21 protein-coding genes are annotated in these 22,217 nt (G+C 69.2%); 15 read left to right on the top strand and 6 right to left on the bottom strand.

Annotated elements, in window-relative coordinates; all coding sequences use genetic code 11:
- The first annotated feature begins 102 nt into the window (after nt 1–102).
- Nucleotides 103–1,341, top strand: a complete 1,239-nt coding sequence (locus J2W14_RS06945) for an MFS transporter (protein ID WP_307460306.1) — start codon at nt 103–105, stop codon at nt 1,339–1,341.
- 50 nt (nt 1,342–1,391) lie between these two features.
- Here the strand turns inward: J2W14_RS06945 and J2W14_RS06940 are convergent, their stop codons facing one another.
- Entirely contained in the window at nt 1,392–1,898 is a 507-nt protein-coding gene (locus tag J2W14_RS06940) for an Lrp/AsnC family transcriptional regulator (RefSeq protein WP_307460300.1), read from the bottom strand.
- A gap of 132 nt (nt 1,899–2,030) precedes the next feature.
- Between J2W14_RS06940 and J2W14_RS06935 the strand changes: the two genes are divergently transcribed.
- Nucleotides 2,031–3,194 carry a trans-sulfuration enzyme family protein gene (locus J2W14_RS06935; RefSeq protein WP_307460297.1) on the top strand — a complete coding sequence of 388 codons (1,164 nt, stop codon included), beginning with the start codon at nt 2,031–2,033 and terminating at the stop codon, nt 3,192–3,194.
- A 43-nt stretch (nt 3,195–3,237) separates the two neighbouring features.
- Here J2W14_RS06935 and J2W14_RS06930 read toward each other — a convergent pair whose 3' ends face one another.
- The gene (locus J2W14_RS06930) at nt 3,238–4,581 is read right to left on the bottom strand and encodes an MFS transporter (RefSeq protein ID WP_307460294.1); all 1,344 of its coding nucleotides are present in this window, start codon (nt 4,579–4,581) and stop codon (nt 3,238–3,240) included.
- A gap of 90 nt (nt 4,582–4,671) precedes the next feature.
- Between J2W14_RS06930 and J2W14_RS06925 the strand changes: the two genes are divergently transcribed.
- On the top strand, nt 4,672–5,655 hold the full coding sequence (locus tag J2W14_RS06925; protein ID WP_307460290.1) for a LysR family transcriptional regulator: 984 nt from the start codon (nt 4,672–4,674) through the stop codon (nt 5,653–5,655).
- Between the two features lie 12 nt (nt 5,656–5,667).
- On the opposite strand, the gene J2W14_RS06920 is transcribed toward J2W14_RS06925, so the two are convergent.
- The gene (locus tag J2W14_RS06920) at nt 5,668–6,714 is read right to left on the bottom strand and encodes a nitronate monooxygenase (RefSeq protein WP_307460287.1); all 1,047 of its coding nucleotides are present in this window, start codon (nt 6,712–6,714) and stop codon (nt 5,668–5,670) included.
- 36 nt (nt 6,715–6,750) lie between these two features.
- Here J2W14_RS06920 and J2W14_RS06915 point away from each other — a divergent pair, with 36 nt between their 5' ends.
- The 9 genes from J2W14_RS06915 (at nt 6,751) to J2W14_RS06875 (ending at nt 15,784) form a co-directional block, all read left to right on the top strand.
- Nucleotides 6,751–7,683: an N-acetylglucosamine kinase gene (locus J2W14_RS06915; RefSeq protein WP_370871210.1), complete on the top strand. Its 933-nt coding sequence runs from the start codon at nt 6,751–6,753 to the stop codon at nt 7,681–7,683.
- A 45-nt stretch (nt 7,684–7,728) separates the two neighbouring features.
- Entirely contained in the window at nt 7,729–8,181 is a 453-nt protein-coding gene (locus J2W14_RS06910; protein WP_307460285.1) for an NUDIX hydrolase, read from the top strand.
- A 315-nt stretch (nt 8,182–8,496) separates the two neighbouring features.
- Nucleotides 8,497–9,663, top strand: coding sequence for a ribosome small subunit-dependent GTPase A (gene rsgA, locus J2W14_RS06905; RefSeq protein ID WP_307460612.1), 1,167 nt, complete (start codon nt 8,497–8,499; stop codon nt 9,661–9,663).
- Nucleotides 9,664–9,924: 261 nt separating this feature from the next.
- Nucleotides 9,925–11,019 (top strand): ABC transporter ATP-binding protein, encoded by a 1,095-nt coding sequence (locus J2W14_RS06900; RefSeq protein WP_307460281.1) that lies wholly within the window; start codon nt 9,925–9,927, stop codon nt 11,017–11,019.
- Nucleotides 11,019–11,759, top strand: a complete 741-nt coding sequence (locus J2W14_RS06895) for an ABC transporter permease (RefSeq protein ID WP_307460278.1) — start codon at nt 11,019–11,021, stop codon at nt 11,757–11,759. The genes J2W14_RS06900 and J2W14_RS06895 overlap by 1 nt, the downstream gene beginning before the upstream one ends.
- The gene (locus J2W14_RS06890) at nt 11,756–12,499 is read left to right on the top strand and encodes an ABC transporter permease (RefSeq protein ID WP_307460274.1); all 744 of its coding nucleotides are present in this window, start codon (nt 11,756–11,758) and stop codon (nt 12,497–12,499) included. Before J2W14_RS06895 ends, J2W14_RS06890 begins: the two co-directional genes overlap by 4 nt.
- A complete protein-coding gene (locus J2W14_RS06885; protein WP_307460272.1) occupies nt 12,496–13,458 on the top strand; it encodes an ABC transporter substrate-binding protein in 963 nt (320 codons plus the stop codon). The genes J2W14_RS06890 and J2W14_RS06885 overlap by 4 nt, the downstream gene beginning before the upstream one ends.
- Before the next feature lie 175 nt (nt 13,459–13,633).
- The gene (locus J2W14_RS06880) at nt 13,634–14,854 is read left to right on the top strand and encodes a pyridoxal phosphate-dependent aminotransferase (protein ID WP_307460270.1); all 1,221 of its coding nucleotides are present in this window, start codon (nt 13,634–13,636) and stop codon (nt 14,852–14,854) included.
- Between the two features lie 75 nt (nt 14,855–14,929).
- Nucleotides 14,930–15,784 (top strand): PPK2 family polyphosphate kinase, encoded by an 855-nt coding sequence (locus J2W14_RS06875; protein ID WP_307460267.1) that lies wholly within the window; start codon nt 14,930–14,932, stop codon nt 15,782–15,784.
- Nucleotides 15,785–15,797: 13 nt separating this feature from the next.
- Here J2W14_RS06875 and J2W14_RS06870 read toward each other — a convergent pair whose 3' ends face one another.
- Entirely contained in the window at nt 15,798–16,028 is a 231-nt protein-coding gene (locus J2W14_RS06870) for an exodeoxyribonuclease VII small subunit (RefSeq protein ID WP_307460264.1), read from the bottom strand.
- A gap of 53 nt (nt 16,029–16,081) precedes the next feature.
- A complete protein-coding gene (gene xseA, locus J2W14_RS06865; RefSeq protein ID WP_307460261.1) occupies nt 16,082–17,368 on the bottom strand; it encodes an exodeoxyribonuclease VII large subunit in 1,287 nt (428 codons plus the stop codon).
- Between the two features lie 236 nt (nt 17,369–17,604).
- On the opposite strand from xseA, the gene J2W14_RS06860 reads away from it, so the two are divergent.
- Nucleotides 17,605–18,447 (top strand): hypothetical protein, encoded by an 843-nt coding sequence (locus J2W14_RS06860; RefSeq protein ID WP_307460258.1) that lies wholly within the window; start codon nt 17,605–17,607, stop codon nt 18,445–18,447.
- Nucleotides 18,448–18,514: 67 nt separating this feature from the next.
- On the top strand, nt 18,515–19,606 hold the full coding sequence (locus J2W14_RS06855; protein ID WP_307460256.1) for a 4-hydroxy-3-methylbut-2-enyl diphosphate reductase: 1,092 nt from the start codon (nt 18,515–18,517) through the stop codon (nt 19,604–19,606).
- A gap of 67 nt (nt 19,607–19,673) precedes the next feature.
- Here the strand turns inward: J2W14_RS06855 and J2W14_RS06850 are convergent, their stop codons facing one another.
- The gene (locus J2W14_RS06850; protein ID WP_307460252.1) at nt 19,674–20,969 is read right to left on the bottom strand and encodes a DNA recombination protein RmuC; all 1,296 of its coding nucleotides are present in this window, start codon (nt 20,967–20,969) and stop codon (nt 19,674–19,676) included.
- A gap of 119 nt (nt 20,970–21,088) precedes the next feature.
- Here J2W14_RS06850 and ychF point away from each other — a divergent pair, with 119 nt between their 5' ends.
- Nucleotides 21,089–22,174 (top strand): redox-regulated ATPase YchF, encoded by a 1,086-nt coding sequence (gene ychF / locus J2W14_RS06845; protein ID WP_307460249.1) that lies wholly within the window; start codon nt 21,089–21,091, stop codon nt 22,172–22,174.
- The last annotated feature ends 43 nt before the right edge of the window (nt 22,175–22,217 follow it).

Below are 22,217 nucleotides of genomic sequence, written 5' to 3'. Positions count from 1 at the left end.
AGCAGCAATGCACCACTCTGGAGTATCGAATCAGAACGGGCTGGCGATTCCCCACCAGGGGGAACACGCGGCCCGCTTCCATGCAAGGGCAAGGGCAAGGTCATGACGGTCTTCAGCGAACTTCGCATGCGCCCCGCCACGGCAGACCGCTGCGGCTGGGACGCTTCCACCACGGCACGGCTGGTGATGGCCGGCGTCGTGATCTTCACGCTGCTGGTCGGCGCGAATCTTGCCACGCCGCTGTACCCGCTGCTGCAGGCCAAACTGGGCATTACCGCCTTCGGCGTCACGGTGGCCTTCTCCGCGTATGTCCTGGCGCTGGTGGCGACCCTGATCCTGGCCGGCCACTGGTCCGACCACATCGGACGCCGGGCCGCGCTGGTCCTTGCGGTGCTGGTGGGCCTCGCAGGCGGCTCCGTTTTCGCCGCGGCGGACAGCATGTTCGCGCTGTGTGTCGGCAGGGCGCTGCAGGGCATCGCGGTGGCACTCGCCACCGGCGCCAGCTCGGCGGCCCTGCGGGAGCTGCTGCCCAGCCGCCCCGAGTGGGCCTCGCGGTTCACCCTGCTGGCCTCCGCCGGGGGCGTGGCGGCCGGCCCGGCCATCGGGGGAGTGCTCTCGCTGCTGCCCGGGCCCACGACCACGCCGTACTACCTGCATTCCCTGGTCCTGGCCGCGCTGCTGGTCCCGCTGTACCTGCTGAAGGCCCGTCCGGCCATCACCTCGGTCGCGGGTCCGCAGCCGTTGCGCGTACTGGCGCCCCGCCGCCCGTCGGTGTCCAGTGAGGCGCGCGGCGCCTTCTGGCTGGCGTCTTCGGTGGGGTTCCTCAGCTTCACCGTCTTCGGCTTCTGCCTTTCCCTGGCGCCCAGCTATTTCGCCCAGATCGTCCACGCCGATTCGAGGCCGCTGATCGGCCTGCTGGCGGGACTGACGCTCGCGTCCTCCGCGCTCAGCCAGCTCCTCGCCGTGCGGGGACGCTTCGTGGTGCCGATCGGACTGGGCATGCTCGCCGTGTCGGTGCTGCTGATCGCCGCGGCCGCCGCCTGGAACAGTCCCTGGCTGCTGATCCTCGCGAGCATCACCGCGGGCCTGGGCCAGGGTGTGTCCTTCCGGACCGTCTTCAACGATGTGGCCGGCAAAGTCGAACCTTCCCGCCACGCCCAGATCATCAGCACGGTCTACGTCATCACGTATCTCGGCAGCGCCTTTCCCGTCATCGGGCTGGGGCTCGCCGCCGGCGTGGTCGGCCTGCAGACGGCGGTCGCCGGCTTTGTGGTGCTCTGTTCGATCGCCTCGGCCACCCTTGCCGCCGTCACGCTGCGCGCGGCGCTGCGCCGCGCCTGACTGCCCCGTCGGAGCCGAAGCGGCGCCGAAGTTGAAGCGGCCCGGACCCGCTAGTCGGGCAGCGGGCCCTGGTTGCCCTGGATGTGGTCGAACACGAGGGTGGTCTCGGTGTGCCCCACCACCGGATCCGTGGCCAGATTGTCCAGCACCCAGTCGCGGAGGTCCTCGGTGGTGGCGACGGCGATGTGCAGCAGGTAGTCCACCGAGCCCGAGGTGTGGAAGGTCGAGAGCACGGCCGGGAGCTTCGGGACCCGGGCCGTGAAGCGGTCGATCTGTTCCCGGTCGTGGGCGCGGAGCCTGACGGCGATGAGGGCCTGCACGGAGCGGCCGATCGCGGAGAGGCTCAGCTTCGCCTCGAAGCCCTGGATAATCCCGCGCTCGGAGAGCGCCCGGGTGCGCATCAGGGCCGTGGACGGCGCGATGCCGACCAGCTCGGCCAGCTGCTTGTTGGAGATTCGGGCATCGGCCACGAGTGCCGCGAGCAGGCGCTCGTCGATAGCGTCCAGCGGCTCGCCGGCACCCGCTCCCGGCCGAAGATTCTTCGCACTGCTACTCACGGATCCTCCTTGATGGGTTGTCAGTTCATCATAAACGGCGCATTCCGACACTTCCATTCGCGGGCCCTACAAAACTCCGAATTATTGCCAGATACTTGCGGAATTCAACGGTGAATATTCATAAGGAGCAAGGTGCTTTCTCAAGACTCGCTGGCCGTCCACGCCGGCCGAAACGGACTCACTGAACTGGGCGTGCACGCCGTGCCGATCGACTTGTCCACCACGGCGCCCCTGCCCTCCGTGCACGACGGCGGGCTCGCCTATGAGCACATGGCCACCGGCGGCACCCACGTCGATGGCCAGAGCACCGTCTACCAGCGGCTCTGGAATCCCACCGTGGCGCGGTTCGAGGAGGGCGTCGCCGTCCTCGAGGACACCCCGGAGGCCGTGGCGTTCGCCACCGGCATGGCCGCGCTCAGCGCCGTGCTGCTCGCCGTCGTCGCCACCGGAAAGAAGCACGTCGTCGCGGTGCGGCCGCTCTACGGCGGCAGCGACCACCTGCTGGCCTCGGGCGTGCTGGGCAACGACGTCACGTTCACAACCGCGGAGGGCGTCCGCGCCGCGCTCCGCCCCGACACCGGCCTGGTGATCCTGGAGACGCCCGCCAACCCGAGCCTGGAGCTGGTCGACATCGCCCGCGTGGCCGCCGCGGCGGACGGCGTCCCGGTCCTGGTCGACAACACCTTCGCCAGTCCCGTCCTCCAGCAGCCCTATCTGCACGGCGCCGCGATGGTGCTGCACAGCGCCACCAAATTCCTCGGCGGACACGGCGACGCCATGGGCGGCGTGGTGGCCGCGGCTCCCGAATGGACCACCAGGCTGCGCCAGATCCGGGCCGTCACCGGCGGCATCCTCACACCCTGGCCCGCCTACCTGCTCCACCGCGGGCTGGCCACGCTGCCGGTCCGGGTGCGTGCGCAGCAGGCGAGTGCGCAGAAGGTCGCCGCCGCCCTGGCCGGTCACGGGCTCGTCCGGCGCGTCTTCTACCCGGGGCTGCCCGAGTGCGATCCGCAGGGGCTGATCGGAACGCAAATGTCCGGTCCCGGCTCGCTGCTCGCCTTCGAGGTGGGCAGTGCCGAGCATGCCGAAAGGATCCCGTCCGCCGTCGGCATGATCACGCATGCGGTCTCGCTCGGCGGCATCGACACCCTGATCCAGCACCCGGCCGGGCTGACCCACCGGCCCGTTGCCGCCGATGCCAAGCCGCACGCCAGCCTGCTGCGCGTGTCGGTGGGCCTGGAGGACCCGTCCGACATTGTGGCCGACCTCGTGCAGGCCATCGAAGCGACCTGCTGACGCCCTCCGCGCGTCGCCTCGGCGGCTGGCGGCAGCTGCAGTTTCAGCTGCCGGCGTCGGCCGGCGCTTCGGCCGACGCGCGGGCGGGATGCACGACGGCGGTGATCACCGCCGTCGTGCAGGCCAGCCCGATCACGGTCAGCGCCAGCGCGGTCCAGCCCAGCGTCTGGAAAACCAGCCCGCCGGCCCAGCCGATGACGCTGGACCCGAGGTAGTAGGCGAGGTTGTAGAGCGAGGCGGCCTGGGCCCGGCCGGTCGTGGCGATCGCCCCGGTCCAGCCTGCGCCGACGCTGTGCGCCGCAAAAAAGCCGGCGGTGAACAGCAGCAGGCCCGCCAGGATGAGTCCCAGCAGTTGCGTCAGCGTCAGGGCCAGGCCCGCCGCCATGAGCACCGTCCCCGCAATCAGCACCGTGCGCCGCCCGAACCGCTCCGTCAGTCCGCCGGCCCAGCGGGACGAGACCGTGCCGGAAAGGTAGGCCAGGAAGATCAGGCTGATGATGGTGGCCGGGAGGCTGAAGGGTTCACCGGAGAGCCGGAAGCCAAGGTAGTTGTAGACAGCCACGAAGCCGCCCATCAGCAGGAACGCCTGGACGTAGAGAGCCAGCAGCCGCGGATTCCGCCCGTGGCCCGCCAGCGTCCGGAAGGCCCCGCGGAAGCCGCCGGCCGCCGCGGCCGTGAAGCCCCGGGCCTGCGGCACCAGGACCACGAACAGGGCCGCGGCCGCGGCGGCCAGGATCGAGACGGCCAGGGCCGCGGCCCGCCATCCCCAGAGTTCGCCGACAAAGCCGGCCAGCAGCCGGCCGGCGAGTCCACCCAGGGTGGTGCCGGCGACGTAGGTTCCGGCCGCCAGTGCGGCGTGGGCCTTGTTGACCTCCTCGTTGAGGTAGGCGATGGCGATGGCGGGGATGCCGCCCAGTGCCATGCCTTCGAGCATCCGCAGGCCCAGCAGCATCGGGAAGCTCGAGGCCAGCGGGACCAGCAGTCCCAGTACCGTGGCGGCCGAGATGCCCCACATCATGGCCCGGACCCGGCCGATCCGGTCGGCCAGGAACGACCACGGAAGCACCGTCGCCGCCAGCCCCACCGTGGCGAGGGAGATGGTGAGCGCCGCCTCGGCCGCCGTGATCTGCAGATCCGCCGCCATCATCGGCAGCACCGCCTGGGTGGAGTAGAGCTGGGCAAAGGTGGCGACGCCCGCGAACGCCAGGCCGGCCAGAATCTTCCGGTAGGCCGCGGACCCCTTCGGATGCCCCGGCCAAACAGCAAGGGTGCCGCCGGCAGGGTCCGGCTGGACCTGGCCGTGGACCTGGACCTGGGCCTGGGCCTGGGCCTGGACTTGGACCAGGCCGCGGGCAACGGGGCGGCGGAGCAGTGGAAGGCGGGGCATCTCCCCAGAATAGGCCTCCGAAAGACATGCTTCCAATGCATGATTCTCATAGAATCAATAGCAAATACGGAACGATCTGGAGGATGGGTCATGGACGTGGAACACAAGCAGCTGGTCCAGCTGCTGCCGCTGCTGCCCCTGCTGGCTGAACTCGGGCGCACCCAGCACATCACCGAGACCGCCGAAGTGCTGGGACTGCCCCAGTCGACGGTCAGCCGGGGAATCGCCCGCGCCAGCAGCATCATCGGGACGGAACTGCTGATCCGTGACGGCCGCGGCGTGCGGCTGACCCCCGCCGCGAAGGCGCTCCTGCCGCACATCGAGGCCGCGCTGGGCGAGTTCCAGACCGGGCTGGACCTGGTCCGGCACGAGTCGGAGGTGGTGCGCGGCCGGATCGCGGTGACGTTCCAGCACACCTTCGGTGAGGCGATGCTGCCGCTGCTGATCAGCGCCTTCCGCAGCCGGCATCCGCAGCCGGCCTTCGACCTCAGCCAGGGCGCCCGGGACGGCTGCCTGGCGGAACTGGCCGCCGGCGACGCGGACCTGGCCCTGACCGCACCGGTCGCTGCGCCGAGCCGGCTGATTTCCTCCGCCGCCCTCTACCGGGAACCGCTGCGGCTCGTGGTCCACCACCGGCACCCCCTGGCGAAGCGCCGCAGCGCGGGCCTCGCGGAAATCCGGCAGGACCCGTTCGTGGCGATGGGCGCAGGCTACGGCATGCGCTCGCTGACCGACGCCCTGTTCCGGGAGGCGGGTTTCCGGCCCCGCATCGCCTTCGAGAGCCAGGATTCCCACACGGCCAGGGGCCTCGTCTCGGCAGGTCTCGGCGTGAGCATCCTCCCGCCCGGCGGCCCGGCCCCCGGACGCCGCACTCCCGGGCAGTCCGGCGGCCTTGGCTGGGTGGAGCTCGCCCTGGATTCCGGACTGGCCTTCCGGGAGATCGGGCTGGCCTGGCGGGAACGCCGTGGCGGGGCGGACACCGAACCGGACCCGGTACGGCTGTTCCGGGAGCTGGTGCTCAGCGAAGGCCCGGCGCTCCTGGCCGGTTTCGTCCGCGGCCGCTCCGGCACCTGAGCAGGCCGGCGGTCAGTCCAGCAGTTCCGCCATCACATCGGCGACGGAGCCGGGCCGCGCCCGCTGCCAGCCTGTCCCGGCCCAGAGGTTGAGCCGTTCCGCATCCCCGGCGGCAGCCGCGGCCGCGCGCAGCGGAGCGGTGAGGTGGTGCACGGCCGGATAGGACTCCGGCGCGTCGGGGTGGTCCCGGACAAACTCGTTGACCAGCGCCCGGGCGGGCCGTCCGGTGAACGCTCGCGTCAGCCGGGTCAGCGTAAAGTGCGGGCTGGCGAGGGCGTCCTTGTGCAGCTGCCGCGCCCCGCTTTCGTGCGTGCGCAGGAACGCCGTCCCCAGCTGGGCGGCCTGTGCCCCCGCGGCCAGCACCTCCTCCAGCCCCGCCCGGTCCATCACGCCGCCGGCCGCCAGCAGCGGGAGCCCGACGGCCGCCCGCACCCGGGCGAGCAGCTCCGCCGTCGTGCCCGGCCGGCTGTCAGCGCGTCCGGCACCCCGCGCCGCAGCACCCGGCTGGAACGCCGCGCTGTGGCCGCCGGCGCTTCCGTGCTGCACCACGAGCGCATCCACGCCCCGCCCGGCGGCCTCCAGCGCCTCGTCCACCGTGGTGACCGTGGCGAGCACGGCGGAGCCTGAGCGCTGCAGCGCCCGGACAACATCGGTCCCGGGCAGCCCGAAGGCAAAACTGACCAGTTCCACCGGATCGGCCAGCAGCGCGTCGATCTTGCCCTGCCAGTGATCGTCGTCGTCGAGCCGCAGCGGCGGGACCTCCACCCCGTACCGCACGGCATCCGGCCGCAGCCGGGCGCGGTAGTCCTCGAGCTGCGCCCGCACCGCGGCGGACGGCGGGAGCTGGGCGGGATCGGGAACGAAGACGTTCATGCCGAATCGGGTCCCGGCGGCGCGGGCGCTGCGGATCTCCGCCTGCATGGCATCCACGCTCTTATAGCCGGCGGCCAGGAAACCCAGACCCCCGGCATCATGCACGGCCGCCACGAAGGCCGGTGTGGAAGTCCCGCCGGCCATTGGGGCGGCAATAATGCGGGTACCAAAGATGTCGTACGACATTGCTCACTCCTGGAGAGGATTCAGTAGGCTGTTCCGGTGACTCATTCTGACATCCCGCCGGCGGCGGACCCCGTCGCCCCGACCGTACCCGCCGCCGTGATCGGCCTCGATATCGGCGGGACCAAGACCCGCGGCGTCCGCTTCGAGGACGGCACGGTCATGGCCGACGAATCGGTGGGCAGCTCCAACGTCCAAAACGTCAGCCGCGAGGAGGCGGCCCTGCACCTCGCGGAGCTCTTCGCCCGGATCGGCGGCGGAACGGTCGCCCGGGTCTACGCGGGAGCCGGCGGCATCGATACCGACGAGGACGCCGCCGCGCTCGCTGCCCTGATCGCGCCGCACGTGCCGGGCGCCCGGATCACGGTGGTCCACGATTCGCGGCTCCTGCTGGCGGCCGGCGGCGCTAGCACCGGCGTCGCCGTCATCGGCGGAACGGGCTCGGCCGCGTGGGGCCGGAACAGCCGTGGCGAGGAGGCGCGCGCCGGCGGCTGGGGCTATCTGCTCGGCGACGAAGGCAGCGGGTACTGGCTGGGCCGAGAGGCGGTGCGCCACAGCCTGCGGCGGATGAATCAGGGGCTGGAACCCGACGGGCTCACCACCGCCCTGCTGGCCTCCTGCGGTGTGGATGACCCCAACAAGCTGATCGCGCTCTTCCATTCACCGGACACCGGACGCCGGTACTGGGCCGAACGGGCCCGGCTCGTGGTCGACGCGGCCGCCGCCGGCCACACCGCCAGCCAGGCACTCGTGGACCAGGCCGGACGGGACCTGGCAGCCCTGGCGCTGCAGACAGTCCGGAAGCTCGGCATCGACGGCCCGGTGATCCTGGGCAGCGGACTGGGCATGAACGTCCCCCGCCTGCAGGAATCCTTCCGCGCCGCCCTCGCCGCCGAGGGCATCACCGACGTCCGCGTCCTGGAGCAGGACCCCGTCTTTGGTGTGCTCCAGCTCGTGGCCGAGCAGGACTGACCCGGCCCGCCGGGCTACTGCGCCGTCGGCCACTACGCTGGAGGAATGAGCCTCAACTTCGACACCCGGCCCGCCGCCTACGCGGTCATCATCCGCGACGGCGCCATCCTCCTGGCGTACTGGAAGCAGGGCGGCAAGGAAGGCTGGACCCTGCCGGGCGGCGGCCTGGACCTGGCCGAGCACCCCGTCGATGGCTGCCGCCGGGAAATCTACGAGGAAACCGGGTACCACGCGGAGGTCGGCGCCATGCTGGGGATCGACGTCGGGCACTGGCCCGCGGAGATCCGGATCGACGGCGGCGAACGGGACTTCCAGTCCCTCCGGCTCATCTACGAGGCAACGATTACCGGCGGGGAGCTGCGGCACGAGGTGGACGGCAGCACCACACACGCCGACTGGATCCCGCTGGAGGACGTACCCAGGCTCAACAAGGTCTCGCTCGTCGACGCCGCACTCCGGCTCCACCGCGAGCGGCCCCTGAACGGGCAGCTGTCCTGACCCCCCCCAGCTGTCCTGGCCGGCCAGACTTTCCAGCCGGATTCCTAGCCAGGCACGGGGCATCCGGCTATTCTAAAAACCGGCAGACAAGCCGACAGCGGGAACGGGGAGGTGGAGACGATGACTGCAACAGTCCGGTGCGCACTGCGCGCCAACATCAGCCAGCCCATCATTCCTGCCCCGGCCATCAGCACCCACTAGCCGCAACCCCTGCCAGGTTCCACCCGCAGCGCGGCACGTGCACCGGGGCCCACCAAAGGGTTTTCGTTGACTACTTCCTGTGCACATCCGGGCGCCTCCGGCGCCACCAACCTCATCCCCAACAACATCCCCGACAACCTCCCCGCGGGCCCGGCAGGGTACGGCTTCACCGCCGCCGTCGCCGCTAGGTTCGCGGCCCAGCCCGTGCCCGGCGGCACCGGCGCGGGCCGGGTCATCCGCGTGGACCGCAACCTCGTCCTGATCGCCACACACGATACGACGCTCCATCTGCCGTATCCCGGCACCGGGGAGCTGCCCGCCACCGGCGACTGGGTCTGGCTCGGATCCAATACCGCGGGGGAGCCCGCCATCGCGGGGATACTGCCGCGGCACTCGGAACTGAGCCGCAAACGCGCCTTCGACGCCTCCTCGGAGGCGCAGGTCCTCGGCGCCAACATGGACATCGTCGGCGTCGTGGTGCCCGTGGACCGGCCGCTCACCCACAACCGGCTCGAACGCACCCTCGTCGCGGCCTGGGACTCGGGAGCCACCCCGCTGGTCATCATCACCAAGGCGGACCTCGCCGACCTCGCGGACGACGTCGTCGGCAAGGTGATCCTCCAGGCCGCCGGCGTCGCGGTGGTCACCACCTCCGCGGAACACCGCGACGGCCTCGACGAACTGCTGGGCCACCTCCCGCCCGGCGGCACCCTCGTGCTGCTGGGTCCCTCCGGGGCCGGCAAATCCACCCTGATCAACGCCCTCGCCGGCGCGGAGGTCCAGGATACGGGGGAAGTCCGGGCCGGCGACGGCAAGGGCAAACACACCACCACCTCCCGCGAACTCGTGCCCCTGCCCGGGGGCGCCGTGCTGATGGATACCCCCGGGGTGCGCGGCTTCGGGCTGTTCGACGCCGACAGCGGGATGGCGGAGATGTTCGGCGACCTCGAGTACCTCTTCGCCGAGTGCCGGTTTTCCGACTGCGCCCACGGCCGCGAGCCCGGCTGCGCCGTGCAGGCCGCGCTCGCGGACGGGTCCCTCGATGACCGCCGCTGGGAGAGCTACCTGAAACTCCAGCGCGAACTCGCCGCCCTGGCCCGGCGGCACGATGCCGCCGCCCGCCGCGCCTACGCGCGCGAGTGGCACCAGCAGATTTCGGCCGCGGGCAAGAGCCAGCGCGCGGCCGAACGGGACAGCTACGAGGCCGCAGCCAACGAGGGTGCGAAGCGCGGCAGGAAGGGCCGGGGCGGGTCCAAAGGGGGCGGCCGGCAGACCCGCTGACCCGGCCCGGAGGTAACAAGCAACAGCGCCGCGGGGCTGCGGAGGGGCGCTGCGGGAAAGTATTTCCGCGCGGCACCCATCCAAAGCCGCCTGCGCTACGAATGACTACGTCAGCCACAGCGCCCTCGACGATATCCCTGACATTGTCAGCCGCGCTGGTTAGGCTGAGTTCTACCTGCTTTACAGCCAAAAATCAGCGTGTCTATGATCAGTTGGCTGGACCGTCCGTTGTTGCCGCCAAGAGTAAGGTAAGCCCCGGAAATGGCTGAAGCCATGATCGAGTTCCAGAACGTCACCAAGCGGTACCAGGGCGGCCAGCCCGCCGTCGATGGCCTGACCATGTCCATCGACAAGGGCGCCATCACGGTCTTCGTCGGGCCCTCGGGCTGCGGCAAAACCACCTCGCTGCGGATGATCAACCGCATGGTCGAACCGACCTCGGGAACCATCACCGTGGACGGCCAGGACGTCACCGCGGTGCCGGCGGCGAAGCTGCGCCGGTCCATGGGCTACGTCATGCAGTCCTCCGGGCTGATGCCGCACCGTTCCGTCCTGGACAACATCGCCACCGTTCCCCGGCTCAACGGCGTCTCCAAGGCCGAGGCGCGGAAACGTGCGCAGGAACTGCTCGACGTCGTCGGGCTGGCCTCCGCGCTGGGCAAGCGGTACCCCTCACAGCTGTCCGGCGGCCAGCAGCAGCGCGTCGGCGTGGCCCGGGCGCTCGCCGCCGACCCGCCCGTGCTGCTCATGGACGAACCCTTCAGCGCCGTGGACCCCGTGGTCCGCGATGAACTGCAGCAGGAACTCCTCCGGCTCCAGCGCGATCTGGCCAAGACCATCGTCTTCGTCACCCACGACATTGACGAGGCCACGGTCCTCGGCGACAAGGTGGCGGTCTTCGGCCTCGGCGGCAAACTGGCGCAATACGCCACTCCGGAGGAAATCCTTCGCGCCCCGGCCACCGACTTCGTGGCGTCCTTCGTGGGCCGGGACCGCGGCTTCCGGCACCTGGCCTTCAGCCCGTCCGACGGCGTGACCGTGCACCCGGCGCAGACGATCACCCCCGATGAACTCGACCGGGCCGGCAACGCCTCCGGCGAGTGGCAGCTGGTCGTGGACGAAAGCCTGCGTCCGCTCGGCTGGTCCGGTCCGGGCCAGGGCACGTCGACTGTTCCCGGCGGATCCCTCTTCCGGAAGGGCGACACGCTCCGCCGCGCCCTCGATGCGGCCCTGTCGTCGCCCTCCGGTCTCGGCGTTGCCGTGGACGCGGACGGCCGCGTCGCCGGGGTCATCACCGCCGGGGAAGTCCTCGCCGTCATAGAGTCGGACCGCCACGTCCGCCAGGGCGCGCGCTGATGGAGTGGTTCCTGGCCAACAGCGAACAGGTCTTCAGCCTCGCGGGCCAGCACCTTGTCCTGGCCATCCTGCCGATGGTGTTCGGGGTGCTCATCGCCGTCCCGCTGGCCCAGGTCGCCCGGCAGAACCGCGGACTCCGCTCTGTGGTCCTCACGGCTTCGTCTTTGCTCTACACCATCCCGTCCCTGGCGCTGTTCATCATCCTGCCGACCATCCTCGGAACCCGGATCCTGGACCCCGTCAACGTGGTTGTGGCCCTGACCATCTACGCCGTCGCCCTCCTGGTGCGCGCCACCCTGGACGCCTTCGACTCGGTGGACGAGGACCTCCGGCAGGCCGCCGTCGCCATGGGGTTCAAACCCCTCGCACGGTTCCTGCAGATCGACCTGCCGCTGTCCCTGCCGGTGCTGTTCGCCGGGCTGCGGGTGGTCTCGGTCAGCAACATCTCCCTGGTCAGCGTCGCGGCGCTGCTCGGCATCGGCAACCTCGGCATGCTGTTCACCTCCGGCCTGCAGCGTGATTTCATCACCGAAGTGGTGGTGGGCATCATCGCCATCCTCATCCTCGCGCTGCTGATGGACGCCGTACTGGTCCTCCTGGAACGGCTGCTGACCCCCTGGACCCGCGCGGCCACCGGCGCGGGCGCCAGCGCAGACTCCGGCGCCGGCCAGGGCAAGCGCGGCCCCGCTGACGCGGCGCTGCGGCTGTCCGATGCGCAGACCGCCAGCGGTGCCTCGTGAGCGTCGTCAACGACACCTTCGCCTGGCTCGCCGACCCGGAGCAGTGGTCCGGCAGCGCCGGAATCCCCGCCCGGCTGGCAGAGCACCTGCTCTACACCGGGCTGGTGATGCTGATCGCCACGGCCATCGCCGTCCCCATCGGCCTGTACGTGGGGCACACCGGCCGCGGGCGGGTCGCCGCCGTCGCCGTCGCCGGAGCCCTCCGGGCCCTGCCGACCCTCGGCCTGCTCACCCTCTTCGTGCTGCTGGCCGGCATCGGGCTGATGCCGCCGATCTGGGCCCTCGTGATCCTGACGGTGCCGCCGCTGCTCGCCGGCACCTATGCCGGCATCGCCAGCGTGGACCGGAACGTCGTCGACGCCGCCCGGGCCATGGGCATGACGGAACTCCAGGTGCTGTTCCGCGCCGAGTTCCCCAACGCCCTGCCCGTGATGTACGGCGGGTTCCGGACCGGTGTGCTCCAGGCCATCGCCACCGTCTCGGTGGTGGCCTATATCAACCTCGGCGGCCTCGGCCGGTACCTCTTCGACGGACTCGTGCTCTCGGACTTCCCCCAGATGCTGGGCGGGTCCCTGCTCATCGCCGGACTGGCCATCGCCGTCGACCTTGTCCTTGCCCTCATCCAGAGGCTGTTCCTGTCCCAGGGAGCCTCAACCAAGCCAAACCGGAGCCAGCAGGCTGCGGTTGATCTCACAGACCCCGTGCCCGCGGGGACTGTTGTTCAAGGAGGTACGTCATGAAGGAAACCCGCCAACGAGCATTCGGCAGGCGCGCATTCGGCGGCCTGGCCGCCGGCGTAGGCCTGGCCATGGCACTGTCCGCCTGCGGAGGCTCATCCGATCCGCTCTCCACGTCCCCCGCCACCGGCGGGGCCGCCTCCGGTTCGGGCTCGGCCCTCGTGATCGGTTCCGCCGACTTCACCGAGAGCCAGATCATCGCCGAGGTCTACGCCGGGGCGCTGAACGGAGCCGGCGTCACGGCGAGCACCAAGCCGAACATCGGTTCCCGCGAGGTCTACTTCAAGGCGGTCCAGGACGGGTCGGTGGACATCATCCCCGACTACAGCGGCAACCTGCTGCTGCACGTCAGCAAGGACGCCACGGAGGTCTCGGCCGAGGACATCTACAAGGCGCTGCCGGGCAAGCTGCCCGAGGGGCTGGCGGTGCTGGAGGCATCCAAGGCCGAGGACAAGGACGCGATGGTCGTCACGAAGGCCACCGCGGAGAAGTACCAGCTGAAGTCGATCGAGGACCTCGCCAAGGTCTGCAGCGAAATCGTCGTGGGCGCCCCGGCGACGTTCGCCGAACGCGCTTACGGGCTCCCGGGCCTGGAGAAGAACTACGGCTGCGTGCCCAAGAAGCTGGAGCCGTTCAGCGACGGCGGCGGGGCCGTGACGCTCAAGGCCCTGCTCTCGGACCAGGTCCAGGTGGCCGACATCTACACCACCACGCCGTCCATCGCGGACAACGACCTGGTGGTGCTCGAGGACCCGAAGAACAACTTCATCGCCCAGCAGGTCCTCCCGCTGTACAACACCGCGAAGATGACGGACAAGGCGAAGGAAACCCTGAACGCCGTGTCCAAGGTCCTCACCACCGAGGACCTGATCAACCTCAACCGCGCGGTCAGCGGCAGCCAGAAGCAGAACCCCAAGGACGCTGCGGCGGCCTGGCTCAAGGAAAAGGGGCTGGTCCAGTAAGCGGCCCGTCCGGACCGCGCTGACGTACGACGGCGGCCGCCGGACTCCTCGGGTTCACGGGGGAGTCCGGCAGCCGCCGAAGCCTTTTACAGGCGTGTGCTGCCTGTGACGGCGGGACACCCCCTGTGAGACGGATCTCGGCGGAAGTACATCCTCCATATGGCATATTTGATGAATGGCAGAATTCAAGCAGTCCACCAAGCTTCATAATGTCCTTTACGACATCCGTGGACCGATCCTCCTGGCCGCCCAGCAGATGGAGGCGGAGGGTCACCGCATCCTCAAGCTCAACATCGGAAACCCGGCGCCGTTCGGGTTCGAAGCGCCGGACGCGATTCTGGTGGACATGATCCGCCACCTGCCGCATGCGCAGGGCTACAGCGATTCCCGCGGCATCTTCTCGGCCCGGACCGCCGTGTCGCAGTACTACCAGACCCGCGGGATCCAGAACATCCACGTGGATGACATCTACCTGGGCAACGGCGTCAGTGAGCTGATCACGATGTCCCTCATGGCACTGCTGGATGACGGCGACGAAGTCCTGATCCCCACCCCCGATTACCCGCTGTGGACCGCCTCCGTCGCCCTGGCCAGCGGCCGTCCCGTGCATTACCTGTGCGACGAGGAATCCGGCTGGCAGCCGGACCTGGAGGACCTCGAAGCGAAGATCACGCCGCGCACCAAGGGCATCGTGGTGATCAACCCGAACAACCCCACCGGCGCCGTCTATCCGGAAGACACGCTCAAGAAGATCGTCGCCCTGGCCGAGAAGCACGGGCTGGTCCTCTTCGCCGACGAGATTTACGAGAAGATCCTCTACGAGGACGCGGTCCATGTGAACATGGCCAGCCTGACCGGCGACGACGTCCTGTGCCTGACCTTCAGCGGACTGTCCAAGGCGTACCGTGTGTGCGGCTACCGGGCCGGGTGGATGGCCATTTCCGGGCCGAAAAAGGATGCCGCCGACTACCTCGAGGGCATCAACCTGCTGGCGAACATGCGCCTGTGCGCCAACGTTCCGGCCCAGCACGCGATCCAGACGGCGCTCGGCGGGTATCAGAGCATCAATGACCTCATCCTGCCGGGCGGGCGCCTGCTCGAGCAGCGGAACAAGGCCTACGACATGCTCAACGCGATTCCCGGGGTCAGCACCCAGCAGGCCCGGGGCGCCATGTACCTCTTCCCGAAGCTCGATCCCGAGGTCTACCGCATCCGCGACGACGAGAAGTTCGTCCTGGACCTGCTGCGCGAGCAGAAGATCCTGGTCTCCCACGGCCGGGCCTTCAACTGGGTTCGCCCGGACCACTTCCGGATGGTCACCCTGCCGCTCGTGAAGGACCTGGAAGAGGCAATCAACCGCATGGCGGACTTCCTGAGCCGGTACAAGGGGAACTAGCCTAAGCTCAGCAGCGCGGCGGGCGGTGGTCCGGCGGTCCGCATGGAGGCTGCCCGAACCGGAAAGAGGCAAGGCATGTCAGACGTCGTGGGATTCACGGAGCGCCCCTCTGAGATTTTGAGGGCGGGCACAGGCTTCAGCCTGAAGGACACGGACCCGGACTCGACTCCGGGCTATCCGGGGGACAAGAACGACGGGGAGGTACTTCTCGACGACCTCGACGACAACCTCACCCTGTTCCAGGAACAGCTTTTCGCCGAATCCCGCTTCGGAGGCACCAAGCGGGTCCTGCTGATCCTGCAGGCCATGGACACGGCCGGCAAAGGCGGAATCGTGACCCACGTCATGGGCGCGATGAACCCGCAGGGTGTCCAGATGAAGTCGTTCAAGGCTCCCACTTCGGAGGAGAAGTCCTACGATTTCCTGTGGCGGATCGAGAAGGAAGTGCCCGCTGCCGGCATGGTGGGAGTCTTTGACCGCTCGCACTACGAGGACGTCCTGATCCACCGCGTCCACCGATGGGCGGATCCGAAGGAACTGGAGCGCCGCTACAGCGCGATCAACGAATTCGAGGCCAGGCAGGCAGCCGCGGGCACCAAGATCGTCAAGGTCATGCTCCACATCAGTCCCGACGAGCAGAAGGAACGGCTGCTCGCGCGGCTGGATGACCCGGCGAAGCTGTGGAAATACAGCAGCAATGACCTGAAAGAGCGCGCGTTCTGGAACGACTATATGGACGCGTACCAGAAGGCCATCGAGAAGACGGCCACCGAGATCGCCCCGTGGCACGTGGTCCCGGCCAACAAGAAGTGGTATGCCCGGATCGCCGTCCAGCAGTTGCTGCTGGACGCGATGGAGGGCCTCAAGCTGCGGTGGCCGGTTCCGGACCTGGATGTCGCGCTGGAACGGGATCTGGTCGAGCGTTCCTGACCGGCCGGAGCGGCTAGCCGGCCTGGGCGGGCTGGTCGCGCGCCGCGGCCAGCCGCTTGCGGGCACCTTCCAGCCACTGTTCGCAGCGCTTGGCCAGCGCCTCGCCGCGTTCCCACAGCGCCAGGGACTCCTCGAGGCTCGCCCCGCCGGTTTCGAGCCTGGTGACGATGCCGACGAGCTGCTCGCGGGCCTCCTCGTAGCTGAGGCCCTCGATGTCGGCGTTGGGCTTTGTTTCTGCTGTCATGGCGTGCTGCTCCTTGCTGTCCCGCGGGACGGGTCGTTCGGGTGGGTGGTTTGTCAGTCGTCGGCGGGTTCCTGGCCGCCGGTCGACTCCGCGGCGAACCGGCCTCCGGCCACCCGGACGGTCAGCGGCGTGCCCGACGGCGCCTGGTCAGGGTGCCGGACGACGTCCCGGCGGGTCCCTGGAGCCGTGTCGCCGCCGGCGAGCTGCACGACGGCGTACCCCCGGTCCAGGGTCTTCTGCGGCGAAAGTGCCCGGACCTGGGCCTTGAGGTGGACCAGCTGGTCGGCGGCCCGGACGACGGCGGTCGTGACCGCCGCCCGGGAGCGGCCCTTGAGCCGTTCGACGTCGTCGTGGCGGTTGTTGACCATGACTTCGGGGGACGCCAGCACTGGCCGGGAGCGCAGCGAGGCCAGGCGGTCCGTCTCACGTTCCACCAACCGGGTGACACCACGCCGGAGCAGGTCGCGGGCCTGACGGACGCGGGCGAGCTCTTCCACAACGTCCGGGACGATCCGCTTGGCGGCGTCGGTCGGTGTGGAGGCACGCAGGTCCGCGACATCGTCAAGGATCGGCCGGTCCGCCTCGTGGCCGATCGCACTGACCACCGGCGTGGCAGCGTCCGACACGGCCCGGATGAGTTCCTCGCTGCTGAAAGGCAGCAGATCCTCCAGGGCCCCGCCGCCGCGGGCGATGACGATCACGTCCACCTCGGGATGCGCATCCAGCTCGCGCAGCGCGGCGATGACCTGCGCGACGGCGGTGTTGCCCTGGACGGCCACTTCGCGGATTTCGAATTCGACGGCGGGCCAGCGCAGCGCCGCGTTGCGCAGCACGTCCTTCTTGGCGTCCGAGTTGCGGCCGGTAATCAGGCCGATCCGGTGGGGGAGCAGGGGCAGCCGTTTCTTGCGGGCGTCGGAGAACAGCCCTTCCGCGGCGAGGGCATGGCGCAGGCGCTCGATCCTGGCGAGCAGGTCCCCGAGGCCCACCGGCCGGATGTCCTTCACGGACATGTTCAGTCGGCCCGTCTTGAGCCAGAATTCGGCCTTGATCAGGGCCACCACCCGGGAGCCGCGCTCCAGCGGGGTCTCCTGGCGGTCCAGCACGTTGGTCCAGACGGAGGCAGGGAGGGAGATCTCAGCATCGATATCCCGCAGCGTCAGGTAGGCGTTCGTGCCCCGCCGGTTCAGTTCGATGACCTGGCCTTCGACCCAGGCGGAGGGTGCGCGGTCGATGTGCATCTTGAGTTTCTGGGACAGCAGCTGCAGCGGCCAGGGGTTGTCCGGGCTGGTTTCAGCCGCCGTGCCAGGAACCGTGGTGGCGGCCGCAACGTCCTCAGACATGCCCGTGTCCCGGGGCTGAAATGGCCTGGTGCATATGCGTCGGTGTCCTTTGCCGGGGCGGGGATGTCAGCAGGTGCGGCCCCGGCGACTGCGCGTCAGGAAAGGCCACCGGCCGACAACTCGAACTTGTCGGTTTCAACTCTATCCATAGCTCTATCATCGGGGGCCGACTTTATCGTTCCGCAGGCCGCCCCCCGTAGGATGGGCACTACCCACCAACCACCTAGGACTTTCTTGTGCGCACTTTTGTCTCGGCCGTAGCGGTACTTATCGGGCTTGCCCTGGCGGCTGTCGCTGTTCCGGCCATGTGGGTGGACCGGAACATCGTCCAGCAGGACGGCTTCGTGGCGTTCACTGCGCCCCTGGGCAAGGATCCTGTGTTCCAGGAGCGGCTGGCCGCGGCCGCCGTCGGCAGTCTGGGCGCGGAGCGGATCCCGGCCGCGCTCAGCGGACTGGTCACCCCGATCCTGGAAAGCGCGGCCCGGTCGCTGACAAGCATGCCCGGCTACCCGGAGGCCTGGACCGAAACGCTGCGCAAGAGCCACCAGCTGAACTTCGCCGACCCCGGCGCACCGCCAGCCGAGACCGGCCCGGCCACGTCGCTGACCCTGGACCTGGCTCCCCTCGTCGGTCTGGTGGCCAAGCAGGTGGCGGACGCCACCACCCTGCCGCTGGAGGCCCCGGAGCAGTTGCTGATCACGATCGGGCAGCCCGAGCACCGGCAGCTCCTCGACCGGGTATCCGCTTTCGCGCCGATGGGCTACGCCCTGGCCGTCGGCGCCCTCATCGCCTTCGCGCTGGCCTTTGTGGCCGCCCGGCGGCGCTGGACCGTCCTGACCGGCATTGGGGTCGGAGGCCTGGTGCTCGCCGGCGCCTGGAAGCTCGCCGCCGACGCCGTCGCGGGTGCCGTGACGGCAACGAGCAGCGGCAACGAGGTCGCAGAGATCTTCAAGAGCGAGTTCGTCGCGGCCGCCGGCTCAAGTTTCGGGCAGTGGACCCTGGTGGCCGCCGTGGCCGGCGGCGTCCTGCTGGCAGCCGGACTCGTGCTGCGCGTCGTCGGCGGGCGCCGAGGCGCCTGAGCGCCCGGCGCCGCGCCTGCGGCCGCGGCCAGATCGGCGGCCCGTCCAACACCGGTAGCATTGGGGCATGACTTCCACTGCTGTTTCCATTCCGATGCCAACCGTTCCGCGCCGGCGGCGCACGCCGGAAGAAGTCCTGGCCGCAGCCCCCGTCGGCGGCCCGAAAAAGGTCCTGCTCGCGGCCCCGCGCGGTTACTGCGCCGGCGTCGACCGTGCGGTCATCGCGGTGGAAAAAGCGCTGGAGCACTACGGACCGCCGGTCTACGTGCGCAAGCAGATCGTCCACAACGTGCATGTCGTCAGCTCCCTGGAGGAAAAAGGCGCCATCTTCGTTGACGAGACCGACGAGGTCCCCGAGGGCGCCCTGGTGATCTTTTCCGCCCACGGCGTCTCACCCGCCGTGGTCCAGTCCGCCGAGGACCGGGGGTTGCGGACCATCGACGCCACGTGCCCCCTCGTGACCAAGGTGCACAAAGAGGCGGTGCGCTTCGCGAAGGACGACTTCGACATCCTGCTGATCGGCCATGACGGCCACGAGGAAGTCGAAGGGACCGCGGGCGAGGCGCCCGAGCACATCCAGATCATCAACGGCCCGCACGAGGTCGACAAGGTCACGGTCCGGGACCCGGAGAAGGTTATCTGGCTCTCCCAGACCACCCTCAGCGTGGACGAAACCATGGAGACCGTGCGCCTGCTCAAGGAGCGGTTCCCCACCCTGCAGGACCCGCCCAGCGACGATATCTGCTACGCGACCACCAACCGCCAGGTGGCCATCAAGAAGATCTCACCCCAGGCGGAGCTCGTGATTGTGGTCGGATCGGCGAACTCCTCGAACTCCGTCCGGCTCGTGGAAGTGGCGCTGGAATACGGCGCGAAGGCCTCGTACCGCGTGGACTTCGCCAATGAGGTGGACGAGTCCTGGTTCGAGGGTGTGGCGACCGTCGGGGTGACCTCCGGTGCCTCGGTCCCGGAGGTCCTGGTCAAGGACGTCCTGCGCCTGCTCGCCGACTACGGCTACGGCGCGGTCGAGGAAGTCGTCACGGCCGAAGAGGACCTGCTGTTCTCGCTGCCGAAGGAGCTCCGCGCCACCCTGAAGCAGGCCGGCGACGTCACGCGTGCCCTCGGGGGCCGCGGGACACGCCCCGCCCAGACCTCCTAGACGGGGCGCACACGTCCGTCCAACTAGGCAGGGCGGACAATGTCCGTCCAAACGCACAACGTCCGTCCTAGGCGGCGGACTCCTGGTCCTCGTCGAGTGAATCGTTCGGGGCTGCGTCCGCTGGCTGCCCGGACCCACGTTCCGGCGCGTTCCCGGGCTGGAGTTCCGGGGCGGCCACGGAACGCGGCGTCACCTCGACGGCCGCGGGGGTGGCCAGCCCGGTGGCGTCCAGGGCGTTGAGCTTCCGCGCTGTCGGCAGCACCCGGGCCTCCAGTGTGCCCACCATGGAGTTGTAGCGGTCCACAGAGGTCTTGAGGGAGGCGCCGAGCTTGGTGACGTTCTCGCCGAGCGTCCCCATCCGCTCGTAGAGCTGGTGGGCCAGTTCGAAGAGCTCGCGCGCGCTGTCCGTGAGGACGTCCTGGCGCCAGGTGAAGGCGACGGATTTCAGGACCGCCAGCAGGGTTGAAGGCGAGGCCAGCACCACATTCCTGGACAGGGCGTAATCCAGCAGGGCCGGGTCCGCCGAGAGCGCGGCGGCCAGGATCGACTCGGCCGGCAGGAAGCAGACCACCAGCTCCGGGGAGTTGCCCGGGATGTCCCAGTACTTCTTGTTGCTCAGCGCGTCCACATGGGCCTTGAGGGCCTTGGCATGGGCCAGCAGGTGGGCCTGCTGGCCGCTCAGGGACTGCGCGTGGTGCGGCCCCGGGGCGGACGCTCCGAGTTCCTGCGCCGCAAGATAGGCCGCCAGCGGCACCTTGGCGTCGACCACGAGCTGCTTCTGGCCGGGGAGCTGCACAACGAGGTCAGGCCGGATGCTGCTCTCCGTCCCGGCGCCGTGCTGCTGGCCGCTGTGCACCTGCTCGTGGAAATCGACGTGGCGCAGCATCCCTGCGGCCTCGACCACCCGGCGCAGCTGGACCTCCCCCCACTGGCCGCGGGCGCTGTTGGACCGCAGCGCGGACTCCAGGGCATGGGTTGAGCGCAGCAGCTGTTCGTCGGACAACCGGGCTTCCTGCAGCTGCTGGGCCAGTTGTCCGTACTGCTCGAGGCGGTCGCGCTCCAGCAGCGACACCTGATGCTGCACGGCGGTGAGCTTCTCGGCCACCGGCGCCAGGGCCCGCAGCACGCTGCCGTCCTGGTTGCGGGACTCGCCAAGGTCCCGGTTCTGGGCCGCCAGCAGGCGCCGCTCGGCGTCGGCCGCGGCGAACTGCGCGCTGACCTCGGAGAGCCGGGCCGAGACGGCGTCGAAATCCTGCTCCACCGCAAGGGTGCGGCGCCGGATCAGCAGAAAGACCACGGCGGCGCCGGCGACCGCGCCGACGAGCAGCATGAGCAGGGCAAGAATCAGTGCAAAAGCGTCCATGTCTTCACTGTGGCATGCCCCTCCGACAGTTTCCCGCCGACGCCCTGCCGGCGGCCTAACCATCCTTCCAACCGGGCCCCCGCAGGGGACCCCGGCCGCAGCAGGTAGAATTAGTACTCGTGGCTCTTACTATTGGCATCGTCGGACTGCCCAACGTCGGCAAATCAACTCTTTTCAACGCACTGACCCGCAACCAGGTGCTCGCAGCGAACTACCCGTTCGCCACGATCGAGCCGAACGTCGGTGTAGTCAACCTGCCGGACCCGCGGCTGGCCAAGCTGGCCGCCGTCTTCGGATCGGCGCGCCTGCTGCCCGCCCCGGTGTCCTTCGTCGACATCGCCGGGATCGTCAAGGGTGCCTCGGAGGGCGAAGGACTGGGCAACAAGTTCCTCGCCAACATCCGCGAGGCCGAGGCCATCGCCCAGGTTGTCCGCGTGTTCGATGACCCCGACGTCATCCACGTCGACGGCAAGGTGGATCCCCGCTCGGACATGGAGATCATCAACACCGAGCTGATCCTGGCCGACCTTCAGACCATTGAAAACGCGATTCCCCGGATCGAAAAAGAAGTCAAGATCAAGAAGCGGGACGCCGCCGAGCTGACTGCGATCAAGGCCGCCCAAGCCGTCCTCGAACGCGGCGACACCATTTTCGCCTCGGTCAAGCGCGACAAGCTGGAGATGGAGCACCTCAGGGAGCTCAGCCTCCTGACCGCCAAGCCCATCATCTACGTCTTCAACGCGGACGAGGGCATCCTGGGCAGCCCGGAGAAGCAGGAGGAACTGCGCGCCATGGTGGCCCCGGCTGACGCCATCTTCCTCGACGCCAAGCTCGAATCGGACCTCGTCGAACTGGACGAGGAAGAGGCCCGCGAAATGCTGGAGATGAACGGCCAGGACGAATCCGGCCTGGACCAGCTGGCCCGCGTCGGCTTCCACACCCTCGGGCTGCAGACCTACCTGACCGCAGGACCAAAGGAAACCCGGGCGTGGACCATCCACCAGGGCGACACGGCCCCGCAGGCGGCCGGCGTCATCCACTCCGATTTCCAGCGCGGCTTCATCAAGGCCGAGGTCGTCTCCTTCGACGACCTCATCGACGCCGGGTCCATGGCGGAGGCGAAGTCCCGCGGCAAGGTCCGGATCGAAGGCAAGGAATATGTCATGGTCGACGGCGACGTCGTGGAGTTCCGCTTCAACGTGTGACGGATTGATGAATTCATCAAGTAATTAAGGATTAACTCGAGAA

Origin of the sequence: Pseudarthrobacter oxydans, assembly GCF_030812335.1 — a bacterium.
Taxonomy (GTDB): domain Bacteria; phylum Actinomycetota; class Actinomycetes; order Actinomycetales; family Micrococcaceae; genus Arthrobacter; species Arthrobacter oxydans_B.
This window is presented reverse-complemented; position numbering and strand designations above follow the sequence as displayed.